The organism is Corynebacterium sp. MSK006 (genome assembly GCF_030232385.1).
Lineage (GTDB): Bacteria > Actinomycetota > Actinomycetes > Mycobacteriales > Mycobacteriaceae > Corynebacterium > Corynebacterium frankenforstense_A.
Genome location: NZ_JASPJZ010000016.1, coordinates 23,182 through 46,759, shown reverse-complemented (window position 1 = coordinate 46,759; position 23,578 = coordinate 23,182). Strand labels below are relative to the sequence as shown.

Below are 23,578 nucleotides of genomic sequence, written 5' to 3'. Positions count from 1 at the left end.
CTCAGCGGTTGCCCGGGTCGGTCCAGGTGCGGTCCTGCTCGGCGGCGGCCTCGGCCGTCCAGCGCACCGTCTCCGAGTTGAAGATGTACACCAGCGCCAGGGCCGCGGCCACCCCGGCGAGCACCTGCACCGAGCCGTCGACGGCGAGCAGCGCGACGGGGATGGAACCGGCCCCTGCCGCGCCGACGCCGAAGAGGGCGACGGCCCGGATGACCAGGTAGATGCTGAAGAACATCAGCAGCCGGCGCGAGCCGTCGGACCAGCGGTGGCGCCGGGCGATCATCACCGTGGCCCACAGCAGGATCAGCTGGATGGCGATGCCGACCAGCGCCGAGAAGCCCGCGGAGGCGTATACGGCCACGTCCAGCATCTGCGGGGAGACGTCCGCGCCCTCGGTCTGCTCGAGGGTCTCGCGGGCCATGGTGCGCAGCGCGCCCGGGTCCGCGAGCACGCCGGCCACGCTGAGCAGCTGGTGCAGGATCTCCAGGCCGACGATGCCGCGCCACAGCGCGACGAGGATGCGCACCGCCTCCGGCGGCCGCTTGGCGTCCTCCTTGCGGGACTTGCTGCCCTTGCCCGACGTGCCGGCTACACCGGTCGAGCCGGCCGTGCCCGGGGCACCGGGCGCGCCGGAGCCGTTGTCCACGGCGGCAGGCGCGTCGGCCGGCGCCTGCGGGGCGCCGGACCCCGTCCCCGGGGTGCCCGGCGCTCCCCGGCGGTCGTCTCCGGTGGTCATCAGGTGCTCCTCCTTCGTCCGCGGCGCACCACGGCCCCACGTTACGCAGGACGCCGCGCAGCGCGGCGTCGTCAATTCAACTCCGCGGCGTCAGTCGCGGGCGAGCGCGCGGGCGGCGTCGACGGCGAAGTAGGTCAGGATCTGGTCGGCGCCGGCGCGCTTGATGGAGGTCAGCGACTCCATCATCACGCGGTCCAGGTCGATCCAGCCGTTGGCGGCGGCCGCGTGGATCATCGCGTACTCGCCGGAGACCTGGTAGGCCGCGACCGGCACCGGGCTCGAGGTGGCGAGCTCGTGCAGGATGTCGAGGTACGGCAGGGCCGGCTTGACCATGACGATGTCGGCGCCCTCCTCGATGTCCAGCTGGGTCTCCAGCATCGACTCGCGCGCGTTGGCCGGGTCCTGCTGGTAGGTGCGGCGGTCGCCCTTTAGCGAGCTGCCCACGGCGTCGCGGAAGGGGCCGAAGAACGCGGAGGCGTACTTGGCGGAGTAGGCCATGATCGCCACGTCCTCGAAGCCCTCGGAATCCAGCGCCTCGCGGATCACGCGGATCTGGCCGTCCATCATGCCCGAGGGGCTGACGATGTGGGCGCCGGCCTCGGCCTGGGCGACGGCCATGGCCTGGTAGAGCGGCAGGGTCGCGTCGTTGTCGACATAGGAGTTTCCGTGGCGGTCCTCGCTGAGCGAGCCGCAGTGGCCGTGGTCGGTGAACTCGTCGAGGCAGGTGTCGGCCATGACGATGACCTCGTCGCCGAACTCCTCGCGCAGGGCGGCCACGCCGCGGTTGAGGATGCCGTCCTCGCGCCAGGCGACCGAGCCGGTGGCGTCCTTGTCCCCGTCACGCGGCACGCCGAAGAGGTCCACGCAACGCACGCCGGCGTCCAGGGCCTCGTGCACGGCGGCCTTGAGCGAGTCGATCGTGTGCTGGTACTGGCCCGGCATCGAGGGGATCTCGCGGGCGGCGTCGATGCCGTCGGCGACGAACATCGGCAGGATGAAGTCGCGCGGGTCGAGGCGGGTCTCCGCGACCATGCCGCGCATCGCCGGGGTGGTGCGCAGGCGGCGCGGGCGGCGGACAGGCACGGTCAGCGGGAAGGTCTTGTCCGGCTGCGGGGTGGGGGTGGACACGGTGAAAGGCGCCTTCTTTCTCGGGTTGCGGTCTTGCTTACCCGACCATCTTAGGTACTCCCCCGCGGCGCGGCCGGGCGGGGCGTTTCCGCCGCGGCCCCGGGCGTGCTACTTCGAGGCGTCCTTGCCGGCGTTCTTCCCGGCGTCCTTCGCCGTGCTTTCCGACGCCTCGTGCGCCGCGCCCTTGGAGGTGCGCTTGCGGCTGCGGCGCTTCTTGCGCGGCGGCGGCAGCTTGCGGGCGGCGCGCAGCGCGGCGACGTGGTCGGCCAGCGAGTCGACCAGGTGCGGGATGTCGGAGACCTCCGGCACGACGTCGACGCGCAGCCCCTGCTCGCGCACGGCCTGCGCCGTGGACGGGCCGATCGCCGCGATGACGGTGCGCTGGTGGGGCTTGCCGGCGATGCCGACGAGGTTCTTCACCGTCGACGGGGAGGTGAAGCACACCGCGTCGAAGCCGCCGGACTTGATCATGTCGCGGATGTCCGCGCTCGGCGGCGCGGCACGGACGGTGCGGTAGGCCACGACGTCGTCGATCTCCCAGCCGAGGCCCTCGAGGCCTTCGACGAGGGTGTCGGCGGCGATGTCGGCGCGCGGCAGCAGCACGCGGCCGACCGGGTCGAGGTCCTCGACGTACTCCGGGAAGACGTCGATGAGGCCGAGCGCGTTCTGCTTGGTCGCCGGGGGCACGACCTCGGGGGCCAGGCCCTGCACGCGCAGCGCCTCGGCGGTCTTGCGGCCGACGGCGCCGAGGTGGATGCCGGCGAAGGCGCGCGCGTCGAGCCCGAACTCGGAGATCTTGCGCCACACGGCGTTGACCGCGTTGACGGAGGTGAAGATCACCCACTGGTAGCGGCCCTCGACGATGCCCTTGATGGCGCGCTCCATCTGGTTGGGGTTGCGCGGCGGCTCCAGGGAGATCGTCGGCACCTCCTGCGGGATCGCGCCGTGCGAGGCCAGGCGCGCGCTCATCGGCGCGGCCTGCGACTTCGCGCGCGGCACGAGCACCCGCCAGCCGTAGAGCGGGCGGTTCTCCCACCAGGAGTACTTCGAGCGCGAGTCGACGGCGGTGCCCAGGGTCGCCACGAGCTGGCCGTCGAGCTCGGTGTCGAGGCGGCCCAGCGTCCCCAGGGTGGCGTCGACGGTGCGCTGCAGCCGGGTGGTGCCGTTGACCGTCACGGAGGCGGGCATCGCGGCGGGCAGGCCGCGGTCGAGCAGCTCGGCGGCGATGGTGGGCAGGTCCTCGCGGGTGGCCTGCAGCACGAGCGGCTGCGGCGCGGAGGCCAGCTGGTCCCAGTCGACGTCGCCGTCGGTGACGTCGGTCTCGGTGAAGGTGGAGCCGAGCGCGATGCCCGCGTAGGCCGGCACCGTCGAGGGCAGCGACATGCCGGGCACGACCTGGAAGTCGGCGTCGGCGGCGGCCACGGCGTTGATCTCGGCGAGCACGCCCTCGCGCGAGAGCGGGTTGCCGGTGACGAGGCGCACGACGTTCTCGCCCCCGGCGGTCAGCTCGACGAGCCGCTTGGCGACGTCCCGGGGGTCGTCGCAGGCGAGCTCCTCCACCTCGGCGGCCGTCGGCGGCGCCGGGCGGGGCGGGCGGCGGCGGGCACCGCCGGCCTTGGTCTCCTCGACGAGGCGCTTGTAGGCCTCCTCGGCGGCGTCGATCTTCTCCTGCGGGACGGGCAGCGCGCTCGCGACGACCGCGCGCACGCCGTCGAGGACCTCGGGTTCCACCAGCGCGGTGGCCGTGTGGGCGAGCACCTCGCGGGCGCGGACGGTCAGCAGGTCGGAGTTGCCTGGGCCGGCGCCGACGAAGACGACCGTGCCCTGGGGCTGGGGGGACTCCTGCTGGGCCATGCTCATGTACTTCTTTTCTCGCTCGCGGACGGGGACCGGGCACCGGGTGCGGGACGCCGCGTCCGTCGCGGCCGGCGGGCGGCGCGACGGGTGCCCTCCACCCCACGGACCGCGTCTCCGGGGTGCGTGTGTCGGGCGTCCCCGTGATGGGCAGTAGTACGGCCCGCCGGTTCGACGGGCCGTAAGAGGCGACCCCGTGGGCCGCCACTCCATCACTATGTGGTATACACACCATAATTTAGCGGGCGGCAAATGAAAAACCGTCGCCCGCGGGCGGCCCCGGCTTTTCCTTATTATCTGGGCCGCTTTCCGACGTCCCCGTGGTCGCCGTCGGCGGTGCCGGCGCCGTATGCGCGTGGGCGCAGGCCGCCCCTGGAGGCCCCGCCGGACGGCCTAGTCGCCGCCGTCTGCGTCAGCGTCCGGGTCGGCGAGGCCGGCGAGCTCGCGCAGGCGCCGCGCGTACTCCTCGGCGTCCGGGGTGGAGACGACGATGCGCCCCACGGTCACGCCCTCGAGGTCGACGGCGACGCCGGGCCGCGGGCGGCCGGTGGTGCCGTGACAGACGGCGAAGACGGGGCCGGCCCCGGGGGCGTCGGGAGCATCGAAGGTGCCCGTGACGGTCACCCCGCGGATGCGGGTGGCGGGCACGCGCTCGCCGCGGGCGACGGCCGGGTCGGCGAAGACGTCCTCGAGCACCTCCACGCCGGACACGGCGCGCAGCGGCACGCTCAGGTCCGAGCGGTGCGCGGCGAGTTTCTCCCACCACTCCAGCTCGACGGTCAGTCTCCGGTCGGAGATCTCCAGGCGGGCCACGGCGTCACTCCCCCGCCGTCATTCGGTGCCGAGGAGCTCGGCGGCCCCGTCGGCGAAGAGGCGCTCGGCGAGCTGCTCGCCGAGGGCGCGCGCGGTGCGCGGGTCGGCCTCGGCCTCGCCCTCGGCGCGCAGGGAGCGCGAGCCGTCGAGGGCGAAGACCCCGGCCTTCAGGTGCACGCGGTCGCCGTCGATGACGGCGTGGGCGGCCACCGGCGCGGTGCAGCCGGCCTCGAGGCGGGCGAGCACGCCGCGCTCGGCGAGGGCCGCGACGGTGGAGTCGCGGCAGATCAGGGAGTCGATCGCCGCGCGGGTGTCCTCGTCGTCGGCGCGGCACTCGACGGCCAGCGCGCCCTGGGCGGGCGCCGGCATGACCCGGTCGGTGTCGAAGACCTCGGTGGCGCGCCCGCCCTGGCCCATGCGGACCAGGCCGGCGTAGGCGAGGACGACGGCGTCGAGCTCGCCGGAGGTGACCTTGCCCATGCGGGTGTCGATGTTGCCGCGCAGCGGGCGGATGTCCAGGTCCGGGCGGTGCGCCTTGAGCTGGGAGATGCGCCGCGGCGCGCCGGTGCCGACCTTCGCGCCCTCGGGCAGGGTGTCCAGGGGCAGCCCGTCGCGGGCGATGAGCGCCTCGCGCGGGTCCTCGCGGCGCGGGACCACCAGGTGGAAGCGCTCGTCGGGGGCCGTCGGCAGGTCCTTGTGGGAGTGCACGGCGATGTCGCACTCGCCGCTGGCCAGCGCGGCGCGCAGCCGCTGGGTGAACACGCCCACGCCGATGCGCTCGACGGGGGCCATGTTGACGTCACCGTGCGTGGTGACGATGTGGAGCTCGGCGTCCCACCCGGCCTCCGTCAGGTCATCGCGGATGTGGCCGGCCTGCGTGGTGGCCAGGCCGCTGCCCCGGGTACCGATCTGGAGGATGTGGTGGTCGTCGCTCATGCAGTCTCCTTGCGTTCGGCGTGCCGGCCCTCCTCGTCGGACCGGCTGCGGAAGTCGCCGGCGGGCAGGTGCGCGGCGGGCACCGCGACGCTGCGGTCGGCGTCACCTGCGTAGTCTAGCCCGAACAGCTCCTGCAGGGCGGTGTCGTAGGAGACGGTGCCGGACTCGACGGCGAGCTGCTTGACGCGCACCGTCGGCTGGTGCAGCAGCTTGTCGACGACGCGGTGCACCGCGCGCGAGGCTGCGGAGAACTCGTCCTCGGTCAGCTCCGGGGTACGGTTGCGCAGGCGCTTCAGCTCGGCCTCAGCCAGCTCGTTGGCGTGGCGGCGCAGGGCGGCCACGGCGGGCACGACGTCGCGCACGCGCTGCTCGGAGGAGTAGGAGCGCAGCTCCTCGGAGATGATCGCCTCGGCCTCGCGGCGGGCGTCGGACTTGTCGTCCTCGGCGTCGCGGGCGGCGCGCAGGCCCTCGATGTTGATCAGGCCGGCGTTGCGGCAGTCCGCCACGCCCGGGTCGATGTCGCGCGGCATGGACAGGTCGACGAGCACGAGCCTCCGGCCGGCGGCGTCGACGTCGTCGCGGGTGACGGTGAAGGTGCCGGCGCCGGTGGCGGAGACGACCAGGTCGACGCCGGAGAGGGCTGCGGCGCGGTCGGCGAAGTCGACGACCTCGGCGGCCACCCCGGCCTGGCGGGAGTGCTCGGCGAGGCGCTCGGCACGCATCCGGGTGCGGTTGGCGATGACCAGCGAGTCGACGCCGAGGCGGCCCAGGTGGGTCGCGGCCAGCGAGGCCATCGCCCCGGCGCCCAGCACGAGCGCGCGGCGCCCGGTCAGCGGACGGTCGGCGCCGGCGGTGTCAGCGCCGGCGTCTGCGGCATCCCCACCGGAGACGGCGCCGTCGGCACCGGCGGCGCCCACCGGGGCGTCGTCAATCGCGGGCAGGATGTCCAGGGCGTGGTCGAGCGCGTAGGTGACCATGGAGGCCCCGGCGTCGTCGATCGCGGTCTCGGAGTGCACGCGCTTGCCGGCGTGCAGCGAGGCCTGCGCCAGGGAGTGCAGGCGCGGGCCGACGCTGCCGGCCTCGGCGGCGTCCTGGTAGGCGGCGCGGACCTGGCCGATGATCTGCTGCTCGCCGGTGACCATGGAGTCCAGGCCGGCGGTGACGGTCATGACGTGCTCGGCGGCGGCGTCGCCGTAGCGCACGTAGAGGTAGCTGCGCAGGGTCTCCAGGTCGACGCCGGAGACGTCGTGGAGCATGTTGAAGATGTCCTGCACACCCTTGTGGAATCCGCTGGTCACGGCGTAGACCTCGAACCGGTTGCAGGTCGAGACGATCATCGCCTCGGAGACCGACGGGCCGTCGAGGAGCTCCTCGGCGGCGGAGTGCTTGGTCTCCGTGTCCATGCTCAGCCGCTCGAGAAGGGACACGGGCGCGGACCGGTGGGACATTCCGACCACGAGCACGCTCACGTTTAACTCACCGCTTTCCTGGGCCGCCTGCTCCACCGCCGACGCCCGGCCGGTGCGCGTCTCCGACGGCTCCTCCACCCCACGCGCGCGAGGGTCCGCCCCGCACACGATAGGTAAATCAATCCAATGGTTTAAATTTTAATAGGCCGGAGAGGCTAGGACAACAAAGCTCGGCCTAACTCGTCGTTGTCCACTTCCCAGGCGGCGAACTCCTCGCCGTCGAGCACCACGACCGGCACCCGGTCGCCGTACTCCTGCGCCAGCTCCGGGTCGGCGTCGACGTCCCGGACGGCCAGCCAGGCCCCGGCTCCGGCGACGACGTCACGGATCTGGTCGAGCACCCGCAGGCACGAACCGCAGCCGGCCCGCACCATGAGTTCCACCCGGTGGTCGTTCACCCGCGCGCCTCCTCGCGGCGCCCGCGGCGCCCCTCGATCCTGAAAGTCAGACATTCAATAAGTACCACCCCCGCCGGGCGAACGCAGAGTGAGGCCGACCTATTCCACGACCCCGCGGCAGCAGGCAAAACGCACGGTCGACACCCCCGTGGGCGGCGCACCGCGCCGCCGAACCCGCGCACGGACGCCGCGGGGGCCGCGCACGCGGGGGCGACGGACGTCGGCAAGCGGAGACGGTCTCGACGCGCGTACCCGGACGCATGCGGCCTACGATGGTGGGGTGCGGCGACCGTCGCGAGGGCGGCCGCCACCGCATGGCGCCGGCCGCCCGAGTCCGCCGCGCGCCCGCAGCCCCCGAACCGCCGACCCGCCGCAGAAAGGCGCCGACACGTGACATCCCAGGTCCCGTCCCGCTTTCCGGGCAATCCGAGGGACTTTCTCGCCCAGTGGTCCGCCAGCCGGGGAAATCTGCGCAACTTCTTCGAGACCACCGCGCTGCCCCCGCTCGACGACGCCGCCCAACAGGCCGCCGGCGAGGCCGCGGCCGCCGCGGCCGTGCGCGAGGTCTTCGGCATCGACCTCGAGGAGTTCGAGCTCGGCGTCGAGTCCGTCTCCGGGTCGATCAAGGCCGCCGGCGGGCTGAAGGTCTCACCCGCGGACCCCGACATCCCCCAGGAGCCGGGCGTGGCCGCCTTCTTCGACGTGGACAACACGCTGATCCAGGGTTCCTCGCTCATCGCCTTCGCGATGGGCCTGGCGCGCAAGCGCTTCTTCACGCTCGGCGAGATCGTCTCGATCGGCTGGAAGCAGCTGAAGTTCCGGCTGACCGGCTCCGAGAACGCCGACGACGTCGCCGAGGGCCGCGCGATGGCCCTCGAGATCATCAAGGACCGGCCCGTCGACGAGATCGTCGCGCTGTGCGAGGAGATCGTCGAGAACAGCATGCAGCAGCGCGCCTTCCCCGGCACCCGCGACCTGGCCGACATGCACCTGGCCGCCGGTCAGCAGGTCTGGCTGGTCTCCGCCACCCCGGTGCAGCTCGCGCAGATCCTCGCGCGCCGCTTCGGGTTCACCGGGGCGCTGGGCACAGTCGCCGAGGTCGAGGACGGCCGCTTCACCGGCCGGCTCGTCGGCGACATCCTGCACGGCCCCGGCAAGAAGCACGCGGTCGCTGCGCTGGCGGCCATCGAGCACCTGGACCTCGAGCGGTGCACGGCCTACTCCGACTCCGTCAACGACATCCCCATGCTGTCGATGGTGGGCACGCCCGTGGCGGTCAACCCGGACCGCAAGCTGCTCGCCGAGGCGCACGCGCGCGGCTGGCAGGTGCGCGACTACCGCAGCCTGCGCAAGGCCGTGCGCACCTACGGGGTGCCGAGCCTGTTCACCGCCGCGTTCAGCATCGCCGGGTGGCGGCTGCGGCGGCGCTGGCGGCGCAGGGGGTAGGGCCGGCGCGGGCTCGCGGCGCGGGTGGACCCGGCGCGGGTGGGGCCGGCCGGACGGCGGAGATAAACCCCCTCAGACACGACGACGGCGCCGCCGCCACCGGGAGGATCCGGGGCGGGCGGCGCCGAGAGGCCGTGCGGGCGCGCTTACTTGCCGAGCTTGCGACGCTGCACGCGGGTACGACGCAGCATCTTGCGGTGCTTCTTCTTCGACATGCGCTTGCGGCGCCACTTGGTCACGGAACCCATGGGGCTTTTCCTCACTTCGTTTGACGATGTTCTCTGCCTGTGCCGCGCCGGGCCAACGGCGGAGACGGCGGGCGACACGAATGCGGTCCAGTGTAGCGGCAGGTCGCCCTGCAACCAAAAGGACCCCGGGTGCCACGGCGCCTGGCGGGCGTCGCGGCTCCCGGGGCCGGGGACCTGTCGGGGCTAGCCGGCGTCGTAGAACGACGCCTCAAGGTACTCGTTGACGGCCGACTCGTGGACCCGGAAGGAGCGCCCGACGCGGACGGCGGGCAGCTCGCCGGAGTGCACGAGACGGTAGACCGTCATCTTGGAGACACGCATGATCTCCGCGACCTCGGCGACCGTCAGGAAGGTCCCTTTATCTTCATTGGCCATAAAACTACCTAACCCTTCAGCAAGTGACGCGCTGCAGGCTTCCCCTCCCGCAGAACGAACACGCACATGCTCGGCCAAGCTTAGCGTGAACGGTGTTACTCGTGCGACCCACGTGCAAGAAAAAATTCTCTGCGCTGGGAGTGACCCACGATTGCGGATGGGACCACTCCCCCGGCCGGGGTGGATCGAAGAGAAGCGGCCGGGGAGCACCCGGAGGCTTCCCGGGCGCCCCTCCGGGCGCGGTAGGTGGCGTTTTATGGGGCGTTTTGTGCGGCGTCGGGCGCTGCTGCGCGCGGTACTCGGCCCCTCGCCGCGCGGCGCGGGGCCGACTACTCCTCGCCGCCCTCCTCGGCCTCCTCGTCGACGGCGCCGAGCTCCGCGGAGCGGCACGCGCAGGCCTCGGTCGCGCGGAAGAACATGCCGCGCAGGCCGGACTCCTCGAGCTGGCGCAGGGCGGCGACGGTGGTGCCGGCCGGCGAGGAGACGGCGGCGCGCAGCACGGCCGGGTCGGCGCCCTCCTGCTCGAGCATGGCGCCGGCGCCCGCGACGGACCCGGCGGCCAGCTGGGTGGCGACCTCGCGGCGCAGGCCCAGCGAGACGCCCGCGTCGACGAGCGCCTCGGCGACCAGGAAGAGATAGGCGGGCGCGGAGCCGGCCAGCGCGGTGACGGCGTCCATGTCGGACTCGGCGACGCGCACGACGTCGCCGACCGAGGAGAGCAGCTCGGCGACGGCGTCGGCGGCCGCGTCGTCAACGTAGCGGCCGGCGGCGATGGCGCTGACGCCCTTGCCCACGGTCATCGGGGTGTTCGGCATGACGCGCACGACGGGCGCGCCGGCGCCCATGGCGGCCTCGAGGGAGGCGAGCGTCACGCCGGCGGCCATGGAGGCGACGGTCGAGGTCGGCTCGTTGTCGTTGACGGTGTCCGCGATCTCCTCGGCCACGGCGAGGGTCTTGTCCGGCTTGACGCACAGGAAGACGATCTCGGCGCCGGTGGCGGCCTCGGAGTTGTCGGTCACGGCGGTCACCCCGTACCGCTCGGTGAGCTCCGCGGAGCGCTCCTCGCGACGGTTCGAGACGGTAACGGTCGCGGGGTCGACTCCGGCGGCGGTCAGGCCGGCGACGAGGGCCTCGCCGATCTTCCCGCATCCGATAACAGCGATTGAAGTCATGCGCACAAGGGTGCCACTACGCACCGCGCAACTCCACCCGAGCGCGCGACCTGCACCGATGCGCGTGCCTGCCGCGATTGACGACGTCCCGTCCCACCCCGTGCGCGCCCCCGCGCCGTCCGTGCGTGAGGCTACGGAAAACGGCGAAACCCGGCCGTCCCACAGGCGGGACGACCGGGTGTCAGGGCCGGGACCGGCGGGCCGGTCGGCGGACGATCAGAGGATCATCGGCAGGTAGGGCCCGAAGGTCATCAGCAGTCCGACGACGGCGGCCAGGCCCATGCTCAGCCCGTCGCGGGCGGTGCGCAGGGCGTGCACGACGCCGACCAGGACGGCCGTGACGGCGAGCGCCAGCACGGCGACCAGGATGCGCGAGAGGCCGGACTCCCAGAGCTGCTGGAAGCCGAGGAAGACGATCGCGCCGACGACGATGCCGAGGACCGCGAGAATGATCACGGAGCCGATGCCGCCGGAGGTCTCCTCGTCGTCTTCGTCGTAGTCGTAGTCGTAGTCGGCGTCCTCGTAGTCGGCCGCGTCGAGGTCGTCGGTGGGGCGATCGGTGCGGGCGTCGGCGTCGTCGCGGACGGCCTGGAGCTCGGTGGTGTGGTCCGAGGTGTCCTCGACGCGGGCGAGCTCGCCGGTCTCGGAGTCGCTCGGCGCGACGGTGGCGGCGGCCGAGCCGGCGGCACCGGTGGCCGTGGCGGCCGCGGCGGTGCCGGAGGTCTTCTTGTCGTTCTCCGGCTTGGCGACCTTCTTGTCCGCGGCGGGCTTGTCGGCCTTGGCCTGCTCCGCTGCCTTCTTCTCGGCGGCGGCCTTGTCAGCAGCCTTCTTGTCGGCCTCGGCCTTCTGGGCCTTCGCTTTTTCGGCAGCCTTCTTGTCGGCCTCCGCCTTTTCGGCGGCGCGCTTCTCGGCGGCGGCCTTCTTCTCAGCCTCCGCCTTCTGAGCGGCGGCCTTCTTCTCAGCCTCCGCCTTTTCAGCGGCCTGCTTCTCGGCGGCGGCCTTCTTCTCGGCGTCGTCGGAGGCCTTGCGGGCGGGCTCGGCCGGCGCGTCGATCGGCACCGAGGAGTGCCGCGACTCGGCGGGCTTCTCGCGGACGCGCGGCATGTTGCCGGTCAGCTCCGCGACGGAGATGCCGCCCTCCTCGAGGCTGCGGCGGTGGCGCCGCCGGCGGGACGACGATCCCGAGCCGGACCCGTCGCCGGAGCGGGCGAGAAGCTCGGCAACGGTCAGCTGCTGCTTCCCCTCCTGGCTGTCCTTGTCGCTCATGGTGTCCCTTTCTATTCGAGGCCCTTGTCGATGCGCTGCAGGATGACACCCTCACGCAGCGCCCACGGGCAGATGTCGAGCTCCTCGAGGCCGAGGGCACGCATGGACGCCTCCGCGACCAGCGCACCGGCGACGATCTGGTGCGAGCGGTCGGCGCTGACACCCTCGAGCTCCGCGCGGTCGCTGGCCGTCATGCGCGAGATGAACGCGATGAGCTGGCGCAGGCCGGGGGCGGTCAGGGTCCGCTTGGTGAAGGGGCCGGCCGAGGACGGCGCTGCACCGGTGAGGCGGGCGAGCGTGCGGAAGGTCTTCGAGGTCGCCGCAGCCACGCGCGGCTCGCCGAAGGCGCGCATCATCTTCGCGGGCTCGGCGAGCTCGGCGTCGATGTAGTCGCGCAGCAGGTTGATCTTCTTGCGCTCGGGCGGGTCCGTGTCGAACCACGCGTGGGTCAGGCGGCCGGCGCCCAGGTCGAGCGAGTACGCCACGTCGGGGTGCTCGTCGGAGCCGGTGCTGATCTCGAGCGAGCCGCCGCCGATGTCAAGGTTGGCGATCCGCCCGGCCGACCAGCCGTACCAACGGCGCGCGGCGAGGAACGTCAGGCGCGCCTCGTCCTCGCCGGAGAGGATCTCGAGCGTGATGCCCGTCTTCTTGGCGACGTGCTCGATGACCTCCTTCCGGTTGGTCGCCGATCGCACGGCCGACGTGGCGAAGGGGATCACCTCGTCGCACCCGAGCTGCTGGGAGAGCTCGGCGGCCTCGGAGACCGCCTTGGTCAGCTTCTTCAGCCCGCGCTCGTCGATCGCTCCGTCGTCGTCGACGAGCTCGACGAGCCGCAACGACGTCTTCCAGTCACTCATCGGGGTCGGCCGGCCACCGGCCGTCGCATCGACCGCCACGAGGTGGACAGTGTTGCTGCCCACGTCCAATACACCTAGTCGCACACCCATCAGGGTAGACGGTCTACCGTAAGCAGGTGTGAATCACCCGCAGTCGACCCCGGTGTTCCTCGGCTTCCCGGAGGCGTCCCCGGCCGGCCGCTCCATCACCGCCGGCCGTGAGGTGCCCCCGGACTTCGCCCGGGAGATCTTTGAGTTCCCCGACCCCGAGGACCCCCAGCACGTCTTCTCCGTGGACCTGACCTGGGTCGAGTCGTACTGGGAGTGCGCCTTCGGCACCCCGGAGTGCCACGGCATCGACGCCGCCCTCCCCGAGGTCGGCTGCTGCGTGCACGGCGCCTTCCTCAGCGACGAGGCCGACCGGGAGAATCTGGTCGAGCGTGTCGCGCAGATGCCGGCGCGCTTCTGGCAGCTGCGCCCCGAGGGCACCGACGACTGGCTGGCGGGCACCGGCGACTACGCCGGAGTGGCCGTCGAGGCCGAGATCGAGCCGTGGCTGGTCTGGGACGAGCTCGACGACGAGGACGGCGAGCCCGAGCCCGCCCTGAAGACGAAGGTCGTCGACGGGGCGTGCATCTTCGCCAACCGCGCTGGCTGGGCGACGGGCGCCGGCTGCGCGCTGCACCAGTGGGCCGTCGCGCAAGGCGTCGACATCACCGAGGCCAAGCCCGAGGTCTGCTGGCAGGTGCCCTTCAACCGCGACGAGCGCTGGGTCACCCGCGACGACGGCCGGGAGATCCTGCGCACCGTCATCGGCGAGTACGAGCGGCGCACCTGGGGCGACGGCGGCGAGGACCTCGACTGGTGGTGCACGGGCGCGCCGCGCTGCCACACCGCCGAGCGCCCCGTCTGGCAGCACCAGGAGTCGGAGCTGCGCGGCCTGATGGGCGACGCCGCCTACGAGCGGCTCGCCGAGCACTGCCGCGAGCGCGCCCGCCTGCGCGAGGCCGCCGCGGCCGCCGTCGAGGATCCCACGGTCGCCTGGCCGGCGCACCCCGCCACCCGCGCCAACCTCGAGTCGCGGAGCTAGCCAGAGCACGCTCCCTGCGCAGGCCCCGCCCGACACGGGGACACCCGCCGACGCACACCGACGCCCCTTCCCCGCGGCGCCGCGGGGCGCCGCCCCACGCACCTCGCCACAGGTGCGCGCCTGGGCGCGCTGCGGGACGTCGTCAATTGACGACGCCGCGCCCCGCCCCGAGCGCGCGAAAGTCCCGCTCCGCCGGGTGGGCGGGCGGGACGGTGACCGGGCCCGACCGGCTCAGGCCTCGAACTTGTAGCCCAGGCCGCGGACCGTGACGAGGTTGCGCGGGCGGGAGGGCACCTGCTCGATCTTCGAGCGCAGACGCTTGACGTGCACGTCGAGGGTCTTGGTGTCGCCGACGTAGTCCGCGCCCCAGATGCGGTCGATCAGCTGGCCGCGGGTGAGCACGCGCCCGGCGTTGCGCAGCAGGTACTCGAGCAGGTCGAACTCCTTGAGCGGCATGTTGACCGGCTCGCCGTCGACGGTGACGGTGTGGCGCTCGACGTCCATGCGCACGCGGCCGACCTCGAGGACGCGCTCGGGCTCCTCCTCGGACTCCTCGGTGTCGACGGCCTGGCGGCGCAGGACGGCGCGGATGCGGGCGATCAGCTCGCGCGAGGAGTACGGTTTGGTCACGTAGTCGTCGGCGCCCAGCTCGAGGCCGACGACCTTGTCGATCTCGGAGTCGCGCGCGGTGACCATGATCACCGGGACGTTCGAGGTGGTGCGCAGCTGCTTGCACACGTCGGTGCCGGACATGCCCGGCAGCATCAGGTCGAGCAGGACGATGTCGATGTCGTGGGCCTCGAACTCCTCGAGGGCGGTCGGGCCGTCGCCGGCGATGACCGTCTCGAAACCCTCCTTGTTCAGCAGGAAGGCCAGCGGATCCGCCAGTGACTCCTCGTCTTCGACGATGAGGATGGTGGTCATTGTGTCTTGTCCTTTCTCCTGGCGGTCACCCGCGAGACCGCCTTGCGCAGCGGTCCGTCTGCCTGCTGTTCACCATGGTCATCCCGTCCGTCCCGGCCGCCACGTCCGTCACGGTCGGCGCCGCCCGTCGACCCGGCCTTGCCGGGGTGACCGGCCTTGCCGACCCTGCCGGCCGCGGCCTGCCTCGCCTGGCGGCCCGGACGGTCCGGTCCACCGACGACGTCCTCGGCCGCCGGGTGGTCCGGGTCTGCCGGGTCGGCGGAGTCCTCGGGACGGTAGATGGGAAGTTCCACGGTGAAGGTCGAACCCGTGCCCGGTTTCGACCACAACCTAATGTTACCGCCGTGGTTGGCGACGACGTGTTTGACGATGGCCAGCCCCAGTCCGGTGCCGCCCGTGGAACGCGACCGGGCCTTGTCCACGCGGAAGAAACGCTCGAAGACGCGCTTCTGATCCTCGGCGTCGATGCCGATGCCGCGGTCGGTCACGCGGATCTGGATGACGTCGCTGTCCACGATCTTCTGCGTCAGGGAGACCGGCATGGACTCCGAGGAGTAGTGGATCGCGTTCGACACCAGGTTCGACACGGCGGTGACCAGCAGCGACTTGTCGCCGTTGACGTAGACGCCGGAGCGCTTGCCGCGGGTCAGGGTCATCTTGTGGTTCTCGGCGGCCAGCTGGTTGCGGGCGATGGCCTCGTCGATGACGGCGTCGACGGAGACGGGCTCCATCTCGGGCAGGGCCTCGGCGCCCTGCAGCTTGGACAGGCTGATCAGCTCGGTGATCAGGTCCGACATGCGCAGTGCCTCGGTGTGCAGGCGCTTGCCGAAGTACTGGACCTGCTCGGGGTCCTCGGCGGACTCGGTGAGCGCCTCGGCGAGCAGCGCCATACCGCCGACCGGGGTCTTGAGCTCGTGGGAGACGTTGGCCACGAAGTCGCGGCGGGCGTTCTCCATGCGCACGTTCTCGGACTCGTCGGTGCCGTAGACGATGGTGAAGCGGTCGTCGACCAGCGTCAGCGGCTTGACCACCACGCGCACCGAGGTCACCCGCGAGCCGGTGCGCCGCTCTGGCAGGTTGAGGTCGAGGGTGTGGGTCTCCTTGTCCTCGTAGGCGCGCAGCGCGAGCTCCCACACCTCGGGCAGCACGCTGCGTTCGTGGACGAGGCTCATCTCGTGGGCCCAGCCGTTGGAGAGCACCACCTCGCCCCCGCGGTCAAGGACGACGATGCCCGTCGGCGAGCCCTGGATCGCCAGGTGGAGCACCTGGCTGACCGTGGTGACCTGGTTCTCCTCGAGCGTGGCGGCCGAGCGGTAGCGCCGCAGGTGACGACGCAGGAACGCCAGAAGTGGCGGGAGCAGCCCTGCGAGGGCCGCCCCCGCCACGAAAGCGAGGAGGATCTGCCAGGTCAAGACGGAATTTGTTCCGTTACTTACCCTGCGAGGCGACGGCGGCGGCGCCGGCGGCGGCGGCCTCGGGATCCAGGTAGGTGCCGCCCGGGTTGGCGACGGAGCCGTCCTCGTTGATCTCGTAGACCAGCGGCTGGCCGGTCGGGATGTTCAGACCGGCGATGTCGTCGTCGGAGATGTTGTCCAGGTACTTGACCAGGGCGCGCAGGGAGTTGCCGTGCGCGGCGACGAGGACCTGCTCGCCCTTGGCGGCGCGCGGCAGGATGTTGTCGGTGAAGTACGGGACGAAGCGGGCGACGACGTCCTTGAGGCACTCGGTCAGCGGGACCTGCGGCAGGTTGTAGTAGCGCGGGTCGCCGACCTGGGAGTACTCGTTGTCGGCGTCGATCTCCGGCGGCGGGGTGCCGTAGGAGCGGCGCCACTCCATGAACTGCTCCTCGCCGAACTTCTCGCGGATCTCGGCCTTGTTCAGACCCTGCAGCTTGCCGTAGTGGCGCTCGTTGAGGCGCCAGTTGCGGATGACGGGGATCCAGTGGCGGTCGGCCGCGTCCAGCGCCAGGTTGGCGGTGGAGATCGCGCGGCGCAGCAGGGAGGTGTAGACGACGTCCGGCAGGACGCCCTTCTCCTTGAGGAGCTTGCCGCCGGCGATGGCCTCCTGGCGGCCCTTCTCGGTCAGGTTGACGTCGACCCAGCCGGTGAACTGGTTGGACTCGTTCCATTCGCTCTGGCCGTGCCGGAGCAGAATCAGCTTTCCGTTGCTCATGGCGACCATTCTGCCATGTTTTTGCCCGTCTCGCCGCCCACGGGTGCCCGACCGGGCATATCCGGACATTTACGACGGCGCGTCTGCCCTACCGCCGCGCCCGACGCGCGTCGTGGGCGCTTTCCGAGGCCCCCGCGGCACCCCCGCGGCGTTCCCGTGCAGCGTCGGCGTGTCCGTACGGGCGGAATCGGACAGTGCGAGAATTGTGCGGGGACCACGGCGGAGCGCACCGTTCATGCGCGGGAACGTGGCCGGCGGTCGATGCGGACGGGCACGTGGGTGGACGCACCGTTCATGCGCGCGGGAACGTGGCCCGCCAGGCACACGGCACGGGAACCGCGCACGGCGTGGGACACGCACGGAACGGGAACCGCGCACGGCGTGGGGCGCGGCGTCGGAAATCACCGGCGGCGCCGGGAGCTGAACTTCTAGCCGGCGGCGTTGCGCTCCTGGCAGTCCGGCACGCCGCGGTTGACCAGCGGGCGGTAGACGTCGAGCAGCGCGTCGGCGCTGGCAGCCCAGGAGAACTCGGCGGCGTGGCCGACGGCGGCCTCACCCATGCGGATGCGACGCTCGTCGTCGTCGAGGAGCTCGCCGAGGGCGCGGGCCCAGTCGGCCGGGTCGTGGCCGTCGACGAGCAGACCTGTCTCCCCGTCCGCGACGGCGTAGGGCAGCCCACCGACGCGCGCGGCGACGACCGGGGTGCCCGAGGCCTGCCCCTCGAGGGCGACCAGGCCGAAGGACTCGTTGTAGCTGGGCACGGCCACGATGTCGGCGGCGCGGTAGATGCCGACGAGCTCCTCCGGCGGGCGCGGGTCGAGGAAGCGGACCACACCGGCCGCGCCGAGCTCCTCGGCCAGGCGATGGTATTGCTCGGTCGTCGCCCGCGTGCCCGAGGCCCCACCACAGACGAGCACGCGCAGCGGACGGTCGGGGCGGGCGGCGACCATCTCGGCGGCGGCGCGGATGAGCACCTGCGGCCCCTTGAACTCCTGGAGCCGGCCGACGAAGGCGACCACCTTCGCCTGCATCGGCACGCCCAGCTCGCGGCGGGCGCGCTCGGTGTTGCGGTCGGTGCCCGGGGTGTAGAGCTCGGTGTCCGCACCCGGGGAAACGACGGCGATGTCGCGGCCCTGGGCGTCGTAGTGGGACATCAGGTCGCGCGCCTCCTCCTCGGTGTTGACGACCAGGCAGTCGGCGTTGTCGACGATCTGCTGCTCGCAGATGCGCCGCGCCTCGCTCTCCGCGGTGTCGCCCGCCGAGCGCGAGAGGTTCTTCACGGCCGCCAGGGTGTGCGCCGTGTGCACCTGCGGCACGCCCCACAGGTCGCGCAGCAGCCAGCCGACCTGCCCCGAGAGCCAGTAGTGCGAGTGGATCAGGTCGTAGCTCAGCCCCTCGCAGCGGGCGTGGGCGAGCACGCCGCCGGTGAAGGCCGCCAGCTGCGTCGACAGCTCCTCCTTGGCCAGCCCCTCGTAGGGGCCGGCGACGACGTTGACCACGTCGTAGTTGTCCTCGACGTGGACCACCTCGCCCTGGCTCGGCCGGGTCGCCCGCGTGTAGACGTCCACCTGCACGCCCTTGCGCGCGAGCTCGCGGGCCGTGGCGTGGACGTAGACGTTCATGCCGCCGGCGTCGCCCGTGCCCGGCTGCTCGAGCGGGGAGGTGTGCATGGAGATGATCGCAACGCGCATGCGTTCATCGTACGGCCGTCCGCGGGGCGGGGACGGGGAGTGCGCACCCCTCAGACTGAAGACCACGCGGGGTCACGCTTATACTCGGGGAAACAAGAACTTACGTTCCAGTAACTTCGACACCGACCACGCAAGCGACGACGCCGCACCGCGGCGACCGATCCGTTCACGCCCCGGGCGCGGGGCGCGGGCGTCGGAAAGCGCCACGGCGCACCGCACCCGGACAGGATCCCGGAAGGACCGCCCAGCACATGACCGAGACGACCGACAAAGACCGCATCTGGCTGCAGCACTACGGGGACTGGACCCCGCACCACCTCGACTACGGCGAGACCACGCTGCTCGACATCTACGACAACAACCTCGCCGTGAACCCCGGCAAGCCCGCCACCTGGTTCTTCGGCCGCTCGTTGACCGTCGCGGAGATCGACCGCCAGGTGCGCGCCGCGGCCGCCGGCCTGCGCGCCCTGGGCGTGCGCCCGGGCGACCGCGTGGCCGTCGCGCTGCCGAACTGCCCGCAGCACCTCGTCATTTTCTACGCCGTGCTCAAGCTGGGCGCGACCGTCGTCGAGCACAACCCGCTCTACACCACCCCCGAGCTGCGCGGGCCCTTCCAGGACCACGCCGCGCGCGTCGCCGTCGTCTGGGACAAGGCCGCGCCCGTCTTCGAGCGGCTGCGTGGGCAGTCCGAGCTGGAGACGATCGTCACGGTCAACATGATCGACGAGATGCCGAGGACCATGCAGCTGGCGCTGAAGCTGCCGCTGCCGATGCTGCGCAAGAAGCGCGACCAGCTGACCGCGCCGGCGCCGAACTCGCTGCCCTGGGCGATGCTGCTCTCGCCGCGACTGGGCGGCAACGGCGACGACGTCGAGACCCCCGAGGAGGTCACCCGCGACTCGGTGGCGCTGATCCTCTACACCTCGGGCACCACCGGCTCGCCGAAGGGCGCGCAGCTCAGCCACGGCAACATCTACGCCAACCTGCTGCAGGGCAAGTACTGGGTGCCGGGCCTCGGCGAGCAGCCGGAGCGCATGCTCGCCGCGCTGCCGGGTTTCCACGCCTACGGCATGACCATGAACTACGCGCTGATGATGCTCATCGGCGGCGAGCTCGTGCTGCTGCCGAGCCCGCAGATGGACCTGATCATGGACGTGTTCAAGAAGCATCCGCCGACGTGGATCCCGGGCGTGCCGACCCTCTACGAGAAGATCGTGGAGACCGCCCAGAAGAAGGGCGTGAAGATCGAGGGCGTGCGCAACTCCTTCTCGGGCGCGTCCACGCTGCCGGTCTCGACGGTCCGGCGCTGGGAGGAGATGACCGGCGGACTACTCGTCGAGGGCTACGGGCTGACGGAGACCTCCCCGATCGTGACCGGTAACCCGATGAGCGAGCACCGCCGCCCCGGCTACGTGGGCGTGCCGTTCCCGGACACCGACGTGCGCATCGCCGACCCGGAGAACCTGGACCGCACGATGCCCTACGGCGAGAAGGGCGAGCTGCTGGTCAAGGGCCCGCAGGTGTTCAAGGGCTACCTGAACAACCCGGAGGCCACGGAGAAGAGCTTCCACGACGGCTGGTACCGCACCGGTGACATCGCGGTGATGGAGGAGGACGGCTTCGTCCGCCTGGTGGCCCGCATCAAGGAGGTCATCATCACCGGCGGCTTCAACGTCTACCCGGCCGAGGTCGAGGAGGCGCTGCGCGAGCACCCGGCAATCGAGACCCTCGCCGTGGTGGGCGTGCCGCGTGGCGACGGCTCCGAGTCCGTCGTGGCGTGCGTGACCCTCAACGAGGGCGCGGCGCTGGATCCGGAGGGACTCAAGGAGTTCGCCCGTGAGCGTCTGACCCGCTACAAGGTGCCGCGCACCTTCTACCACTTCGAGGAGCTCGCCCGGGATCAGATGGGCAAGATCCGCCGCCGCGAGGTGCGCGAAGAGCTGCTCAAGATCCTGGAGAAGAACGAGAAGTAGCGAGCCCCGGTAGGCCTGCCCCGCAGGTCTCCGCCAGCCCTGCCCGCTCCGCTCACGCGGAGAAGAGGTAGGGCTGTTCGCCGTCTTCGGGGTCATCGTCTCGGCCGGCGCTGCCCGCGGCGTCGTCGCTGTAGTTGGCGTCGAAGGGCCCGTCGGGTTCCACCGCCCACTCGTCGTCTGCCTGCGCCCACGCCTCGCGGTCACGCTCGGCGCGCAGTTCGTCCAGCAGTTCCTCTTCCTCCCCCGACGGCTGGTCAGTGGGCCCCTCGTCCGACGGTTGGCCGGCGGCGTGCTCCCCCGACGATTGGCCGGCAGACCCCTCGGTCGGCGTACCCGGTGACGGGCCCACTGCTCCCGACTGACCGGGTGGCGCACCTGTCGTTTCGTCAGGTCGGCCGCCGGGTTCACCGCCGGTTCCATCGTCGGATCGGTCGCTCGACCGGTCGTCGGATTGCGTGCCCGCGTTGAGGGCACGGATGCGCGCCCCGGCCGAGAGTTGTGCCTGGGCCGTCTCGTTGTATTCGATCTCCGGGGAGCCGGGCCACTTCTGCCCGACCCGGCCGTCCGACCCGCGGGCCGCCCATCCCCTGGCGAGATTCGCGTTCCGACGGTCGTTGTTGTCCGTGTGGTGGGTGCGGCACCGCAGCGTCAGGTTCTCGATGTCGGTGCGCCCCGCGAGGAAGAACGCGATGATGTGGTGGACGTCGCACGCCTCGGCACGCTGGGTGCACCCCGGGAAGGAGCAGACCAGCTCGGTGGCCACCAGCGCAGCCTTCTGGATGAAGGTAGCCGAACGGTAGGCCCGGCCCGCGATCAACGGGTTTCCGTCCTTGTTGTGCAGCACCATGATGTCGTGGCGGGCAGCCTGCAGCTGCAGCACCGCGAACAGGTCGAGGTCTGCACGAGTGTTGGTCGGGTACGTCTTCAAGGGGCCTCCGGGTGAGCGCCCGGCACTCGCGGTGATGTCTGCGAGCGATCGGGTGTCGGTCGGAAGGTCGTGGACGGGGCCGGCAGGGCTTCTGCCCGGCGGCGCCGCCCCACCCGGAGCGGCAGCCGCGCCGCCGGAGCCGTCGTGGCCTCCGCCGGAGCCTCCGCCGCCGCCACCGGGGCTGCCCTCGGGACCGCCGCCAGGGCCGCCCTCGGGGCCGTCGACCCGGCCACCGTCGTCGGACCCCGCGTCCCGGCCGGCGCCACCGGCCGGCTCCTCCGGGGAGAGGTCGTCGAGGTCCGAGGCAGTGAAGGAGACCACCACGGAGGCCGCGCCGCGCTTCCTCGAGTCACACGAGGCCGCGTGCAGCAGCGCCTGGTGCAGGGCGTCGGCCCGGCGCTGGTCCAGCGTGCGCGCGTCATCCATCTCGACGCCCTCGGGGAAGTCGAAGCCGGGGCGACGCGCCGGCGACACCAGGCTCTCGATCAGCGCCAGCGTCTCCCCCGGCACATACCCGCCGATGCGGGCACCGCCGTGCGCGTCGGGCTTGCCGATCCAGAACTTGCGCAGACGCCGGGCCGCGAACGGGTCCCGTGCCAGCGCGTTCGCGCGACGCACCCGGTGGCGCACCCAGTCGCGGAGGTCCTCGACCCCGCGTCGATCCGCCTGCTCGAGAGCCTCGCGCAGCAGTTGGTCGTAACCGGGCCGGGCGGTCGGCAGGAGTTCCTCGAGCTCCGAGGCGATCACGGCCTTCTTCTCCGCGGCCACCCGCTTGCGGTACGCCTCCTTCCTGGCCTTCTCGCGTTCCTCGGCGGCGCGACGCCGCTCCGCCTCACGCCGCTCGGCCTGCAGCCGCTCCCACTCCTCCTGCCTCTTCCGCTGTTTCTCTTCCTCGCGGCGCTGCCGCTCACTCTGGGTGTCCGAGCCGTCCGATCCGTCGGACCCGTCCTGGCCGGCCTGCTGATCCTGCGCGCCCTGCTGATCCTGCTCATCCTGCGGCCGGCCGTCATCACCGCCCGAACCATCGCCGGCACCGTCGACCGAACCGGAGGGGACGTCCCTGGGCGGGCGCGGCTCACCGAAGGTCATCTCCGCGCGCCGGATGCGGTCGAAGGCCTCCTTGCGGGACAGGCCCAGACGGCGCACCAGGAACTGCTCGGCCTTGTTCGAGCCGACCATGTCGCCGGCGTGGTGCATCCCCGCCAGGTGGGCGACGACCTCGTCGACGAGCTCCTTGGAGCCCATCGCCTTCTCCAGGCGTTCGACCGCGGGAACGATCGCGGCGAAGTCCTCGGCGCTCATGTCCGGGGTCACCAGGTCCGGCAGCGCGACAAGGGCGTCGGCGGCAGCATCCAGCGCCGCGGCCACGGCTTCCGCACCCGAGGCGGAGTTCGCCTTCGAGCCCGGTCGCGTCGACGCAGAATCTTCGCCCCGAACATTCGAACTCCTGGACGTTTCCGCGACAGCTTCCCGGTCATTCATGGATACACACCCCCTCTCCCGGACCGAAAGAGTCTCCGATCAGCCACCACCCCGCCGAACCGCAGATCACTGCAGTAAAACGACTCAGAAGCCGATATTTCCTTGCCCCGGAGCCCCGTCACCGAACCGATGAAACGTCGTCCCCCGAGATTTTCCGTTCGCCCTTGAGCATACAGAACCATGAACACATTCGCAATCATGTTCGGTAAATTCCCGAACTTTTTCGAACCCGCAGGTCAGTGCACGGCGACCCCAAAGAGGACACCCGCCCCGACGACCCCGTCACCCGACGAGGCAGCACCCCACCCCACAACACCCCCTCGCCTCAACCGCCCCGACCCAAGAACGACCTTCCCCCACCCCAACCACTCCGACCTGCCACTCCGGCCCAAAAACGACCTCTCCTCCACTTCAACCACTCCGGCCTCAGAACCGCCCCACCTCAACCACTCCGACCCGAGAGCCACTCCGCCCAAAACCCTCGCCTCAAGCCCGAGACCCCCGCCTTAACCTACGCACACGTAACATTGCCTGAAGAAACATTTAGCACCGCCCACCACCGGAGACACTCTCAAACATGAGTGTTTCTTCACATTATCAGCCATCCTCGCTATAATGTTGCCTCGGCCAAAGAAACGTGC

Annotated in this window: 20 protein-coding genes; 3 read left to right on the top strand and 17 right to left on the bottom strand. The window is 71.6% G+C overall.

Annotated features, from left to right (window positions below):
* Position 1: 1 nt before the first annotated feature.
* The 7 genes from QQA02_RS09245 to QQA02_RS09215 all read right to left on the bottom strand — a co-directional run bounded on the left by QQA02_RS09245 (position 2) and on the right by QQA02_RS09215 (position 7,310).
* Positions 2 to 736 (bottom strand): hypothetical protein, encoded by a 735-nt coding sequence (locus tag QQA02_RS09245; RefSeq protein WP_284775293.1) that lies wholly within the window; start codon positions 734 to 736, stop codon positions 2 to 4.
* A gap of 90 nt (positions 737 to 826) precedes the next feature.
* On the bottom strand, positions 827 to 1,825 hold the full coding sequence (gene hemB / locus QQA02_RS09240; protein ID WP_284775321.1) for a porphobilinogen synthase: 999 nt from the start codon (positions 1,823 to 1,825) through the stop codon (positions 827 to 829).
* Positions 1,826 to 1,972: 147 nt separating this feature from the next.
* Positions 1,973 to 3,724 (bottom strand): bifunctional uroporphyrinogen-III C-methyltransferase/uroporphyrinogen-III synthase, encoded by a 1,752-nt coding sequence (locus tag QQA02_RS09235; protein ID WP_284775292.1) that lies wholly within the window; start codon positions 3,722 to 3,724, stop codon positions 1,973 to 1,975.
* A gap of 387 nt (positions 3,725 to 4,111) precedes the next feature.
* The gene (locus QQA02_RS09230) at positions 4,112 to 4,531 is read right to left on the bottom strand and encodes a hypothetical protein (RefSeq protein ID WP_284775290.1); all 420 of its coding nucleotides are present in this window, start codon (positions 4,529 to 4,531) and stop codon (positions 4,112 to 4,114) included.
* An 18-nt stretch (positions 4,532 to 4,549) separates the two neighbouring features.
* Positions 4,550 to 5,467: a hydroxymethylbilane synthase gene (gene hemC, locus QQA02_RS09225; RefSeq protein ID WP_284775288.1), complete on the bottom strand. Its 918-nt coding sequence runs from the start codon at positions 5,465 to 5,467 to the stop codon at positions 4,550 to 4,552.
* On the bottom strand, positions 5,464 to 6,936 hold the full coding sequence (locus QQA02_RS09220; RefSeq protein WP_284775286.1) for a glutamyl-tRNA reductase: 1,473 nt from the start codon (positions 6,934 to 6,936) through the stop codon (positions 5,464 to 5,466). Before QQA02_RS09220 ends, hemC begins: the two co-directional genes overlap by 4 nt.
* A 155-nt stretch (positions 6,937 to 7,091) precedes the next feature.
* Positions 7,092 to 7,310, bottom strand: coding sequence for a glutaredoxin family protein (locus QQA02_RS09215; protein WP_075664795.1), 219 nt, complete (start codon positions 7,308 to 7,310; stop codon positions 7,092 to 7,094).
* 414 nt (positions 7,311 to 7,724) lie between these two features.
* On the opposite strand from QQA02_RS09215, the gene QQA02_RS09210 reads away from it, so the two are divergent.
* Positions 7,725 to 8,780, top strand: a complete 1,056-nt coding sequence (locus tag QQA02_RS09210; RefSeq protein ID WP_284775285.1) for an HAD-IB family hydrolase — start codon at positions 7,725 to 7,727, stop codon at positions 8,778 to 8,780.
* A gap of 146 nt (positions 8,781 to 8,926) precedes the next feature.
* On the opposite strand, the gene QQA02_RS09205 is transcribed toward QQA02_RS09210, so the two are convergent.
* The 5 genes from QQA02_RS09205 to QQA02_RS09185 all read right to left on the bottom strand — a co-directional run bounded on the left by QQA02_RS09205 (position 8,927) and on the right by QQA02_RS09185 (position 12,782).
* Positions 8,927 to 9,028 (bottom strand): 30S ribosomal protein bS22, encoded by a 102-nt coding sequence (locus tag QQA02_RS09205; RefSeq protein WP_075663151.1) that lies wholly within the window; start codon positions 9,026 to 9,028, stop codon positions 8,927 to 8,929.
* 183 nt (positions 9,029 to 9,211) lie between these two features.
* Positions 9,212 to 9,403: a helix-turn-helix domain-containing protein gene (locus tag QQA02_RS09200; protein ID WP_075663150.1), complete on the bottom strand. Its 192-nt coding sequence runs from the start codon at positions 9,401 to 9,403 to the stop codon at positions 9,212 to 9,214.
* Between the two features lie 329 nt (positions 9,404 to 9,732).
* Positions 9,733 to 10,575, bottom strand: coding sequence for a pyrroline-5-carboxylate reductase (gene proC, locus QQA02_RS09195; protein WP_284775283.1), 843 nt, complete (start codon positions 10,573 to 10,575; stop codon positions 9,733 to 9,735).
* 216 nt (positions 10,576 to 10,791) lie between these two features.
* Positions 10,792 to 11,841, bottom strand: coding sequence for an Rv0497 family membrane protein (locus QQA02_RS09190; protein ID WP_284775281.1), 1,050 nt, complete (start codon positions 11,839 to 11,841; stop codon positions 10,792 to 10,794).
* 11 nt (positions 11,842 to 11,852) lie between these two features.
* Complete coding sequence (locus QQA02_RS09185; RefSeq protein ID WP_284775280.1) at positions 11,853 to 12,782, bottom strand: Ppx/GppA family phosphatase; 930 nt, start codon at positions 12,780 to 12,782, stop codon at positions 11,853 to 11,855.
* Between the two features lie 34 nt (positions 12,783 to 12,816).
* Here QQA02_RS09185 and QQA02_RS09180 point away from each other — a divergent pair, with 34 nt between their 5' ends.
* Positions 12,817 to 13,767 carry a DUF3109 family protein gene (locus QQA02_RS09180; protein ID WP_284775279.1) on the top strand — a complete coding sequence of 317 codons (951 nt, stop codon included), beginning with the start codon at positions 12,817 to 12,819 and terminating at the stop codon, positions 13,765 to 13,767.
* A 231-nt stretch (positions 13,768 to 13,998) separates the two neighbouring features.
* On the opposite strand, the gene QQA02_RS09175 is transcribed toward QQA02_RS09180, so the two are convergent.
* The 4 genes from QQA02_RS09175 to mshA all read right to left on the bottom strand — a co-directional run bounded on the left by QQA02_RS09175 (position 13,999) and on the right by mshA (position 18,554).
* The gene (locus QQA02_RS09175; protein WP_284775277.1) at positions 13,999 to 14,691 is read right to left on the bottom strand and encodes a response regulator transcription factor; all 693 of its coding nucleotides are present in this window, start codon (positions 14,689 to 14,691) and stop codon (positions 13,999 to 14,001) included.
* Positions 14,688 to 16,103 (bottom strand): sensor histidine kinase, encoded by a 1,416-nt coding sequence (locus tag QQA02_RS09170; RefSeq protein ID WP_284775276.1) that lies wholly within the window; start codon positions 16,101 to 16,103, stop codon positions 14,688 to 14,690. Before QQA02_RS09170 ends, QQA02_RS09175 begins: the two co-directional genes overlap by 4 nt.
* A gap of 16 nt (positions 16,104 to 16,119) precedes the next feature.
* Entirely contained in the window at positions 16,120 to 16,863 is a 744-nt protein-coding gene (locus tag QQA02_RS09165) for a phosphoglyceromutase (protein WP_284775275.1), read from the bottom strand.
* 428 nt (positions 16,864 to 17,291) lie between these two features.
* Positions 17,292 to 18,554: a D-inositol-3-phosphate glycosyltransferase gene (gene mshA / locus QQA02_RS09160; RefSeq protein WP_284775273.1), complete on the bottom strand. Its 1,263-nt coding sequence runs from the start codon at positions 18,552 to 18,554 to the stop codon at positions 17,292 to 17,294.
* Positions 18,555 to 18,805: 251 nt separating this feature from the next.
* On the opposite strand from mshA, the gene QQA02_RS09155 reads away from it, so the two are divergent.
* Positions 18,806 to 20,527: a long-chain-fatty-acid--CoA ligase gene (locus QQA02_RS09155; protein ID WP_284775271.1), complete on the top strand. Its 1,722-nt coding sequence runs from the start codon at positions 18,806 to 18,808 to the stop codon at positions 20,525 to 20,527.
* Positions 20,528 to 20,579: 52 nt separating this feature from the next.
* Here the strand turns inward: QQA02_RS09155 and QQA02_RS09150 are convergent, their stop codons facing one another.
* Positions 20,580 to 22,823 carry an HNH endonuclease signature motif containing protein gene (locus QQA02_RS09150; protein ID WP_284775269.1) on the bottom strand — a complete coding sequence of 748 codons (2,244 nt, stop codon included), beginning with the start codon at positions 22,821 to 22,823 and terminating at the stop codon, positions 20,580 to 20,582.
* Positions 22,824 to 23,578 lie beyond the last annotated feature (755 nt).